The sequence below is a fragment of the Levilactobacillus koreensis JCM 16448 genome, from assembly GCF_001435525.1.
In the GTDB taxonomy this organism is placed as follows: Bacteria; Bacillota; Bacilli; order Lactobacillales; family Lactobacillaceae; genus Levilactobacillus; species Levilactobacillus koreensis.
The window spans coordinates 46,233-55,955 of sequence record NZ_AZDP01000086.1 but is presented as its reverse complement, the minus strand read 5'-3'; the positions used below and the strand labels follow the sequence as shown (position 1 = coordinate 55,955).

Genomic DNA, 9,723 nt, shown 5'->3' with positions numbered 1-9,723 from the left:
TCTGACTCAGACAGTGACTCCGACTCAGACAGTGACTCCGACTCTGATAGTGACTCTGACTCAGACAGTGATTCGGACTCAGACAGCGATTCCGATTCAGACAGTGACTCTGATTCGGACAGTGACTCGGATTCAGATAGCGACTCCGACTCCGACAGCGACTCTGACTCCGACAGTGACTCCGACTCCGACAGTGACTCCGATTCGGACAGTGACTCGGATTCAGATAGCGACTCCGACTCCGACAGCGACTCAGACTCAGACAGCGATTCGGACTCGGATAGTGATTCGGACTCCGACAGTGACTCCGACTCTGATAGTGACTCGGACTCAGACAGTGATTCGGACTCCGACAGTGACTCCGATTCTGACAGCGATTCCGACTCGAACGGTGGTTCCGATTCCGACAGCGATTCCGACTCGAACGGTGGTTCCGATTCCGACAGCGACTCCGATTCAGACGGTAACTCTGACTCCGATAGCGATTCGAACGGGAGTGACGGCAACTCCGATGGTGACTCCGACTCAGAGGGCGGCTTAACTAACGGTGGTGCAGACGGTTCTGATAACAACGGTTCTGGTAGCAACAATGGTGGATCAGGTTCAAATGGTTCATCAACCGGCAACGGAACTACTAGCAACGGCAGCGCTGGTAACACTGGCAGTGGCACAACCAATGTTGGCGATGGTACGAATGGAACGGTCACTAACTTGGCGGCAACGCCAGCAGCAAACACGGCCCAACCAGTTGATCTGAGAACGGCTAACGTTGCAACGAACGGTAACGTTCAGAGCGATAGTTCTTCCACTGACAAGGGTACTGATAAAAAAGCCGCTGCTGACAAGAGTTCAGCAGATAAGGGGACGACTAATAAGGGTGCAGATAGTAACTTAATCTCCAACCCGGCAACCAGAGATAATGATTCGAAGACTCTCTGGGGAGCTATCATTGCAGCCATTGCGGCGGCAACTGGTGGATCATGGTGGTTCTTAGGCAAACGTAACAAGAAGAATGATGACTAGTCAGTCAACTAGTCGATTCGTCTGAAATGATCTTCAGGTAACACCGCGGGTCACTACGGGTCAAACCGTAGTGACTCATACGTCATAAACATTGGCGACTTAATATAGAAATAATTGGCTAAAAGGGAGGGAACCTCTATGATTTTGACAACTGTATTTGCCACTAAAACCGTACAGTTCTTTCTACGAATGTCCATCTACGTCGTTCTCGGTATCGTTGTTCTCTGTGTCCGGGCTTATAATCGACGGAAGACGCATGACCGCTTGAATAAGCGCACTGAGCATATGATGAAACATACAAAGAAGAATAAAGATGGCAAGTATCCGTGGGAAGAGGGCGTCCCCGTAGTCAAACGGAAACGCTGGTAACTAAGAAACTGTCGACCAAGATCACGTTGATCTTGAGTCGACAGTTTTTTTTAGTTAGTTAAAATAATGTTAGTATCTTCATAAGTATTCGGTATATTCGCGACCGGATGGATTTTGTCGTGCTACTATGAGCATGAGTTAGGGGACTTTGCGGCGATGGGAAACCAGAAGTTACTGGCACACAGTGCGTGGGCTTAGACGGTAGGCCCACGTGCCAGTCTTTCTAGTTTAACGGTGAGCACAACTTCTGGTGGGTAACCGCTAAAGTGAGGTCACTGGGAGATCGCAAAAAAGGGCCTAGCGGTACGCCAATCCTACCGCTAGGCCCTTTATGTTGCTTAAAATTTTAATACCTGCTGGCCGTAGAAGATGTTTAGACCAAGCTGGTCACTCAGAGTAGTCGTTTCTTCTGCCGTAACGTTTGCCGGGATCAGTGTTAGTCCATCGGCTTCTGCTAGCCGCTTGGAGGCTGTCCAATCAGCAGGGCGATCATCACTGGCTGTGCCAGCACTTAAGATGTGTTCAAATCCCTGATCAGCAAGCCAATCGAGCGCTGCCCCGCGGTCCTGTGGCCGAATAGCATCGAAGTCTAAGCTAAAGGTCATAGTCATGCCACCAGCAGCGGCAATTAATGGACTGAGTGCCTCCTTGTCGAGCTGGTGTTGGGTCGTCAGTGCGCCAAAAATGACACCATCGACGCCTAACTGTTGCGCTTCTAACAAGTCAGCCTCCATCATCTTAATTTCAACATCATTATAGGGTGTATTTCCACCCCGGGGGGCAATGATCAGGTCGAGAGTTACTTGGTGTTCGTGAGCGTAACGGACGGCTTCACCCATAACGCCCTTGCTAACAGTAGTGCCACCAACAGCGAGGTTGTCGGCTAGGGCAATTCGTTTGGCGCCTGCCGTAATGGCATTGGGTAGTTCAGAATAATTTTCTAGTAACGGTTCAATTAATAGCAAAATCGTCATCCTTTCTCTGGCCGCGTTCAGCAAAGCGGCTAACAGTATGGTACAATATACGCACTATTTCTTAGGAGGGACCTCATTGAAGACAGACTCTAAAGCGCATCGGTCGTGGTTTTGGAACTGGGTGGTCAACAACCGTTTAGTTTCTATCTTAACAATCACGCTCCTCATTTTACTCATTCTATTAGTGATAAGTAAAGTCCCATGGCTCGCAACGCCATTTATTTTGGTAGGACAGATTCTGGGCTTGCCGGTCATTTTGGCTGGGGTGGGGTATTATTTACTTAATCCGCTAGTGGATCGGTTAGAACGGCATCGGGTTCGACGGAGCTGGTCGATTATTGGCTTGTTTATTATTTTAGCGTTGCTCATGGCATGGGGCATCATCAGCCTGATTCCGATGGTGCAACGGCAGACGACGGCACTGATCACAGAGTGGCCGCAGTATTGGCACCAGCTGACGCAGACCAGCATGCAGTGGTTGCAAGATGATCGGTTAAATGGGGTCCGGGATCAGTTGGATCAGTTCAATCAACAGCTGTCTAAGGGGTCTTCCACGGCTCTTTCGGGATTAGCGAAGAGTACGTTTTCCTCGGTGGGCGGCATTGTGAGTCGGGTCGTCTCAATTGTGGTGGCAGTCGTCACGGCACCGTTTATTCTATTCTACTTGCTACGAGATGGTCATCAGTTACCAGATTATTTATCGCGGGTGTTACCAGTTAAGCACCGGCAGTCAGCAATCAGCCTACTAACGGAGATGAACCGTCAAGTGAGCAACTACGTGCGGGGACAATTGATCGTTGCCTTTATCGTTGCGGTCTTGTTCTACTTGGGCTTTCTGATCGTCGGCCTCCGCTTTGCGTTACTGTTGGGAATCGTGGCCGGCGTCTTAAATTTGGTGCCCTACCTCGGGTCGTTTTTAGCCATGATCCCGGCAGTGGTGGTTGCAGCCTTCATTTCACCGTGGATGCTGGCCAAGGTCCTGATTGTCTTTATCGTTGAACAAACCTTGGAAGGCCGACTGATTTCGCCGTTAGTCTTGGGGAGTTCACTGAAGATTCATCCGCTAACGATCATCTTTATCCTGCTGATCTCTGGAAAGGCCTTTGGTGTTCTGGGTGTGATCTTAGGGATTCCAGGATACGCGGTGATTCGGGTCGTAGCGACGGAGATTTTCCACTGGTATCAAAAATTCAATGGTGGCTATGAGGAACGAGGAGAAAATATAAATGAAGAAAATTGATCAAGCGGCTGCTTTTCTGGCGCAACATACACAACTTTTTCGGTGCCCAGTTTGCTTGAGCCCGTACGCAGAAGTTGAAGGTCACAGCCTCGCTTGTCCCAATGGGCATAACGTGGATTTGTCGAAGAAGGGGACACTGTATTTCATGCAGCGGGCTGTGGCAAGTGAATATGACAACGCCATGTTAGCTGCGCGGCGCCGAATGCTTCAAGCGGGACTGTTTGCCGGCATTACGGATACGTTTGCGGCGAAGCTTCCCGCAACCCCCCAGACCATTTTGGATGTTGGTTGTGGTGAGGGCACGCCGTTAAATGATGTGCTGGCGCAGCGTGATGGTCAGGATGCGGCGGTCGGGTTTGACCTCTCTAAGCCAGGGATCAATTTGGCCACGCAACTGGATGGTGGGGCTTTCTTCTGCGTGGCGGATCTGGCGCAGATGCCATTCGCTGATCACCAATTCACAGCGATCTTGGACCTCTTTTCGCCTTCAGCGTATAAGGAATTCAATCGAGTCTTGGCGCCCGGTGGACAACTGCTGAAGGTTATTCCTAATTCGGATTATCTGATTGAGTTACGGCAGGCGATTTTTCCAGCTGGGAGTGCCCACGCCACTTACGACAACGGGAATGTGCTTAGTTTGTTCAAAGAACATTACCCAACGGCCACTGCTGAACGGATTCGTTACCAGGTTCCAGTGACACCAGAACTTTTCCCAGATTTGATGTTAATGACCCCGATGCATTGGGGCGCTAATGAAGAACGGTTGGCGGAGGTCAAAGCCCACCCGTTCCCAGAAATTACAGTAGATGTTACCCTCCTAATTGCTCAACAGCCTTAAGTAAAACGTTTGAAGAATTTGTGAAAAAAGCTTGCAGAGCTAACAGTGGGATGTTATATTAAGCCATGAGAAATCGTTTGACAGTCAACATCAGCGAATAACTGTTGGTGGCTGGCAAGTAGCACTTCACTAGAGTAGATCCTCGCCGTGCCCACACCGAGGACCTGCTTTTTTTCTGCCCAAAATTTGACTGGTGGACGAGTCACCCGGTCGTTGCTTCAAGAGAGATTCTCCGGGCGAGAACCCTTGTCAAAGTCCGGGTGAAATGGCTATAATAATGGAACAGAACGAATGTTTGATAACAGAACGGAGAAGAGAATTTATGACGAATCATATTGCTTTATTTGAGCCGCTATTTCCAGCTAACACCGGCAACATTGCCCGGACCTGTGCCGGAACGGATACAATTCTGGATCTTATCAAGCCATTAGGTTTTTCGGTCGATGACGCCCATTTAAAACGGGCCGGCTTGGACTACTGGGACAAAGTTGACGTGCGTTACCACGAAAACTTACCTGCCTTTTTGGAATCCATTCCTGACCTAACGCAACTTTACCTAGTCTCAAAGTTTGCCGACCAAGATTATACGGAACCCGATTATAGTGTGAACGAGAATGATCACTACTTCTTATTTGGGAAGGAAACAACGGGCTTGCCAGAACCCTTCATGCGCAAACACGCTGAAAAGTGTATTCGGATTCCGCAAGACGACACGCATATCCGGGCACTCAACCTGTCCAACAGTGCCGCCATTGTCATCTACGAAGTCTTGCGGCAACAACAATTTCCTAAGTTGGAGCGGGTTCATCAGTACCCACACGATAAGCTTAAATAGATTGTCGTAAAATTTGGCAAACTAGTGGTCAGCCTCGCCTTACCGGCCGACAGATATGGGCTGGAACGGTGCGAACACAACTTGAAGCCTCGAAGAACACGAGTCTCCAAGCTTGGTTTTCTACTAAGCCAGCGGGGAAATCACCCACTGCCTAAGTAGAACGACGCGCCTGAGCCCATATCTGCCGACCTCTCGGCTTATATAGTTGCATGTTGACAACTGGGATTATGACCATGAAAGTCGTTATCAGTGGGCCTGAAATATTTGTACTGTGTGGAATTTCCAAGGATTACTGCAGTCGAGTATGATCAGAGTCGGAGGAGGTCAGGGATGTAGCTAGCCTTTTTTGCTAACTTAGGCCATGGACTTTGAAGACACGTGGTTTGTCGTGGCTTCAAGTCGAGCGAGGGGCCTGATGCTTCAGGCTGGAGCGTCCCCACAGCAGGTGGAATCTCTGGCAGCCATAGCGCGACTAGGTCACACTATCTTAGCGGTTGAGAATCATTATGGCTATAACGAACTAATCTATTTTGTTTAAACAAATAATGTATTACGAAAGGGGGCAGTCGGTTGGCTACCAAGAGAAAAACAACACGACGTCCAGCAAAACGGAAACCAACCAAACGCCGCCGAAAGAGCACACAACCGTTTCCCTATACCAGCAATGTCATTGGTCTGGTGCTGATTGCGCTGGCCGCATTGGGAATCTTTAACCTGGGATTATTGGGAACGCTCTGTGCAAATTTAGTTCGACTGGTTATTGGGGATACTTATCAATTTGGTCTCGTCATCGTGGGGGCACTGGGCGTTGCCTTGGCGCTCACGGGGACTTGGCCGCACATTGCCCGTCATTACTTAGTGGGAAGTGGCCTGGGTTATGCAGGCTGGCTCCTATGGATTACAGCAAATCATTTTGTAGATGTCAATCAACATAGTCAGTTTTTGCCGACCGTTTGGCACGCAGGCCTTGCCGATCTTTGGACTGGTGGTCTGACGTCGCAACTGGGGGGAGGGGCAATCGGTGCCCTGGAACTGAGTATTGTGGCGTGGCTGATTGCCTTGATTGGGGCCCAGATTGCCGCCTGGCTGATTATGGTTGCCGGGGTTATCGTGTTCTTCCAGATTCCACTTGCCGATATCGAGCGGTGGGTGCTGACGGTTTGGCAGGCCTTGAGTCATGGGGTCCAAGCTGGTGGAGACGCCTTAAAGCGGGGCGGTGAGCTTGCCAAGGAAAAGCATACCCAACGCAATCATCGCCAGCCAAAGACGGTCACACCACTCGATCCGGACGACAAAGAATTGCCAGAGCCGAGAAGTGACGCGCAGCCAACTAGTGCCGAACCTAGCTACCACATTACGGTGGCGGCTAACGAAACGTCTAAACCAGCGGCGAGTGCGGCTGCAGAGCCAACGACTGACGAGGCCGATTCGACGGAATCACTGGTTAGTACTACGCCCGTCGACCCCAACTATCAGTTGCCAACGGCCGACCTGTTAAAACAGGTGCCACCAACTGATCAAACGGCTGAGGTCAACGCCATCGACGCGAACACGAAGATTCTTAAACAGACTTTGGATAGTTTCGGTGTCGACGCAGAGGTTAAGAATGTGAGTTTAGGGCCGTCCGTGACCGAGTACGAGCTTCATCCCGCGATTGGGGTCAAAGTTTCTCGTATCGTGAACTTGGCTGACGACTTGGCATTGGCACTGGCGGCGAAGGGAATTCGGATTCAAGCGCCGATTCCCGGAAAGTCCTTGATTGGGATCGAGGTGCCAAATAAAGAGGTCTCCACGGTGTCTTTCCGTGACGTGGTCGAAGCCCAACCGGCGCATCCCAACAAGCCGTTGGAAGTCCCTTTGGGGCGTAATGTGACCGGTCAAGTTGTCACGATGGACCTGACGAAGATGCCCCATCTCCTGATTGCCGGGGCAACCGGGAGTGGGAAGTCGGTGGCTATCAACGACATTATCACCAGTATGTTGATGAATGCACGACCTGACCAATTAAAATTAATGCTGATTGATCCCAAGAAAGTTGAACTTAGTGTTTACAATGGAATTCCCCACCTGCTCACCCCGGTTGTCTCGGAACCTAAGAAGGCCGCGCGAGCACTACACAAGGTCGTTGCTGAGATGGAACGGCGCTATGAGTTATTTTCGCAGTTTGGTCAACGAAAGATTGCCGGGTACAACGCTTTTGTCCAGAAGGCGAATGCCGAGGATGGGCAAGACCGGCCGACGCTGCCATACATTGTCGTCGTTGTTGACGAATTGGCTGATTTGATGATGACGGTCTCAAATGAAGTTGAAGATGCCATCATCCGTTTGGCCCAGATGGGTCGGGCCGCTGGGGTGCACATGATCTTAGCCACCCAGCGACCATCCGTCGACGTTATTACTGGGCTGATCAAGGCCAACGTGCCATCACGAATTGCCTTTGCGGTATCGAGTGGGATCGACTCCCGGACAATCTTGGACGCCAATGGAGCGGAAAAGTTGTTGGGACGGGGTGATATGTTATACCAACCAGTCGATGCTAACTCACCGGTCCGAGTACAGGGGGCGTTTATCCCAGACGAGGACGTGGCCAACGTGGTCGATTTCATTAAGCAGCAACAATCGGCCGATTACGATGAAGATATGATGGTGACTGACGAAGAACTTCAGCAAGAGGACGCCGGTGACAGCGATGACGAGCTGTTCGACGATGCGTTGAAATTCGTAGTTGACCAGCAAAAGGCCAGCACGTCACTCTTGCAACGTCAGTTCCGGATTGGTTATAACCGAGCAGCACGGATTATGGATGATCTTGAGCAACGGGGCTACATCGGTCCCCAAGAGGGCAGCAAGCCGCGTCAGGTCTACAAACAACCGGACAGCGACGATGGCTCGTCGAATTAGATTTACTGGTCGCTATGGGCTGGAACGGCGTGAACGACGTAACTGAGCTCGTGTTCGGTTCGCAGTACGTTGTGAACGTTGAGAAAGTCGCAGTTTCGTTAGCTGAGCTGGCTAACTGTTCGTAAAGTGAGCGGCTAAAATAAAAGACACACCTTGAAGTTGTCCGGCGACAATTCCAAGGTGTGTCTTTTTTTATAAATTACCCCATAATTCCTAATGAGGAAATGGCCCCAAAAACTAAGGAACCAATTGTAGCGATAATCATAATCCAAACGAAGACGTTCGTAATCTTTTGAAATGTTGATTTTTTCTTCTTTTCCATGCGGTCTTAGCCACCTCTTTAATCCAATTTACTCAATTAGTTTACCGTGAGAACAGCGGAATTGCAACCATCAGGGTCAAGTTGTCAACTGCTTGTTACAAAACGTGAATTGCAAGTCCCATGAGAAATCTCTATAATGAGACGGAAAACATTAGGGGGGAAAAGTAAAATGGCGTTTTGGGCATCGCCCGCGGGACAACTAGCGATTCTGGTGATTGGCTGGCTCGTCATTCGTGCCAGTAAACGGATTTTAAAGCGGCGTTGGCCGACGGGATTAAGTACGTGGGATTTAATGACACCACTGCTTATTTTGTGTTCGGTGATGCTGATACCGGCTGGTGCGGGACTCATTCTGCCCTGGTTAGTGATCGGTTGGATGAGTGTTGGTATCTTAGTGACGGTTATTCAAGCCGTTCACAACAAAGAGTTGCTTTATAGTACTTTTTTTAAAACATTTTGGCGGCTGACGGACCTTTTTTGGACGTTGGGATTCGCTGTTTGTTTTTTACTTGTTATTAGTTAGTTTATGCATAAATATAAATCATTTTGATTAATGACTCATTTTTTATGGGGCAAAATAATCGCTTAAAGCCACGGTGAACAGGTGTTCGCCGTGGCTTTTTGGGTCTTTGGTGGGAAATTTATAAAAATTCGGAAACGTTGTGGTAGAAAGTGGGGGGGTGTGGTAAACTTGGAAATAGTTACAAACGGGGGGTAATGGCTATGTTCATGGGTGAATTTGAACATTCAATTGACACCAAAGGCCGGCTAATTATTCCCGCTAAGTTTCGGGAACAGTTAGGCGACAATTTTGTCGTTACCCGGGGAATGGATGGCTGTTTATTCGGGTATGCAATGCCCGAATGGTCGGCGTTACAGGACAAATTGAAAGCCTTGCCAGTCAACCGTAAAGACGCCCGCGCCTTCGTCCGGTTCTTCTACTCCGCAGCAACGGAGTGCGAACTGGATAAACAAGGTCGCATCAACATCCCGAAGCCACTTCGCGACCACGCTGCGTTAACTAAGCAGTGTGTGATCGTTGGGGTTGCTAACCGTTTTGAAATTTGGAGTTCTGATCGGTGGCAGGATTTCTCTGACACCGCTGAAGAGAATTTTGATGACATTGCCGAAAATTTAATCGACTTTGGCATGTAGATTTAAGAAAGGAGAGTGTTTATGGAAGACTTTCATCACGTAACCGTATTACTTAAAGAAGCAGTG

General features: G+C 49.5%; 9 protein-coding genes and 1 pseudogene. 8 read left to right on the top strand and 2 right to left on the bottom strand.

The features are described 5' to 3' along the window. Both FC99_RS14030 and FC99_RS07750 read left to right on the top strand, forming a co-directional pair. A pseudogene (locus tag FC99_RS14030) lies at positions 1-1,023 on the top strand (serine-rich repeat glycoprotein adhesin); the annotation flags it as partial. Between the two features lie 138 nt (positions 1,024-1,161). Continuing rightward, positions 1,162-1,392 carry a hypothetical protein gene (locus tag FC99_RS07750; protein ID WP_048735793.1) on the top strand — a complete coding sequence of 77 codons (231 nt, stop codon included), beginning with the start codon at positions 1,162-1,164 and terminating at the stop codon, positions 1,390-1,392. A gap of 338 nt (positions 1,393-1,730) precedes the next feature. Here the strand turns inward: FC99_RS07750 and FC99_RS07745 are convergent, their stop codons facing one another. Then, positions 1,731-2,366: a copper homeostasis protein CutC gene (locus tag FC99_RS07745; protein WP_420324057.1), complete on the bottom strand. Its 636-nt coding sequence runs from the start codon at positions 2,364-2,366 to the stop codon at positions 1,731-1,733. Between the two features lie 76 nt (positions 2,367-2,442). On the opposite strand from FC99_RS07745, the gene FC99_RS07740 reads away from it, so the two are divergent. The 4 genes from FC99_RS07740 (at position 2,443) to FC99_RS07725 (ending at position 8,180) form a co-directional block, all read left to right on the top strand. Then, entirely contained in the window at positions 2,443-3,606 is a 1,164-nt protein-coding gene (locus FC99_RS07740) for an AI-2E family transporter (protein ID WP_048735795.1), read from the top strand. Continuing rightward, a complete protein-coding gene (locus tag FC99_RS07735; protein ID WP_048735796.1) occupies positions 3,593-4,444 on the top strand; it encodes a methyltransferase domain-containing protein in 852 nt (283 codons plus the stop codon). Before FC99_RS07740 ends, FC99_RS07735 begins: the two co-directional genes overlap by 14 nt. Positions 4,445-4,766: 322 nt before the next feature. Next, the gene (locus tag FC99_RS07730; protein ID WP_048735797.1) at positions 4,767-5,279 is read left to right on the top strand and encodes a tRNA (cytidine(34)-2'-O)-methyltransferase; all 513 of its coding nucleotides are present in this window, start codon (positions 4,767-4,769) and stop codon (positions 5,277-5,279) included. A gap of 570 nt (positions 5,280-5,849) precedes the next feature. Further along, on the top strand, positions 5,850-8,180 hold the full coding sequence (locus tag FC99_RS07725; protein WP_048735798.1) for a DNA translocase FtsK: 2,331 nt from the start codon (positions 5,850-5,852) through the stop codon (positions 8,178-8,180). Positions 8,181-8,379: 199 nt separating this feature from the next. Here the strand turns inward: FC99_RS07725 and FC99_RS13635 are convergent, their stop codons facing one another. Continuing rightward, positions 8,380-8,502, bottom strand: a complete 123-nt coding sequence (locus FC99_RS13635; RefSeq protein WP_048735799.1) for a DUF4044 domain-containing protein — start codon at positions 8,500-8,502, stop codon at positions 8,380-8,382. 169 nt (positions 8,503-8,671) lie between these two features. Between FC99_RS13635 and FC99_RS07720 the strand changes: the two genes are divergently transcribed. Together FC99_RS07720 and mraZ are read left to right on the top strand one after the other, a co-directional pair. Then, the gene (locus FC99_RS07720; RefSeq protein WP_048735800.1) at positions 8,672-9,025 is read left to right on the top strand and encodes a DUF3397 family protein; all 354 of its coding nucleotides are present in this window, start codon (positions 8,672-8,674) and stop codon (positions 9,023-9,025) included. 200 nt (positions 9,026-9,225) lie between these two features. Then, on the top strand, positions 9,226-9,657 hold the full coding sequence (mraZ, locus tag FC99_RS07715) for a division/cell wall cluster transcriptional repressor MraZ (RefSeq protein WP_048735801.1): 432 nt from the start codon (positions 9,226-9,228) through the stop codon (positions 9,655-9,657). Positions 9,658-9,723 lie beyond the last annotated feature (66 nt).

Excerpts from the sequence above, each read along its gene's own strand:
- FC99_RS07750 (WP_048735793.1), top strand. The coding sequence starts at position 1,162 with ATGATTTTGACAACTGTATTTGCCACTAAAACCGTACAGTTCTTTCTA.
- FC99_RS07745 (WP_420324057.1), bottom strand. The coding sequence starts at position 2,366 with ATGACGATTTTGCTATTAATTGAACCGTTACTAGAAAATTATTCTGAA.
- FC99_RS07735 (WP_048735796.1), top strand. The coding sequence starts at position 3,593 with ATGAAGAAAATTGATCAAGCGGCTGCTTTTCTGGCGCAACATACACAA.
- FC99_RS07730 (WP_048735797.1), top strand. The coding sequence starts at position 4,767 with ATGACGAATCATATTGCTTTATTTGAGCCGCTATTTCCAGCTAACACC.
- FC99_RS13635 (WP_048735799.1), bottom strand. The coding sequence starts at position 8,502 with ATGGAAAAGAAGAAAAAATCAACATTTCAAAAGATTACGAACGTCTTC.
- FC99_RS07720 (WP_048735800.1), top strand. The coding sequence starts at position 8,672 with ATGGCGTTTTGGGCATCGCCCGCGGGACAACTAGCGATTCTGGTGATT.
- mraZ (WP_048735801.1), top strand. The coding sequence starts at position 9,226 with ATGTTCATGGGTGAATTTGAACATTCAATTGACACCAAAGGCCGGCTA.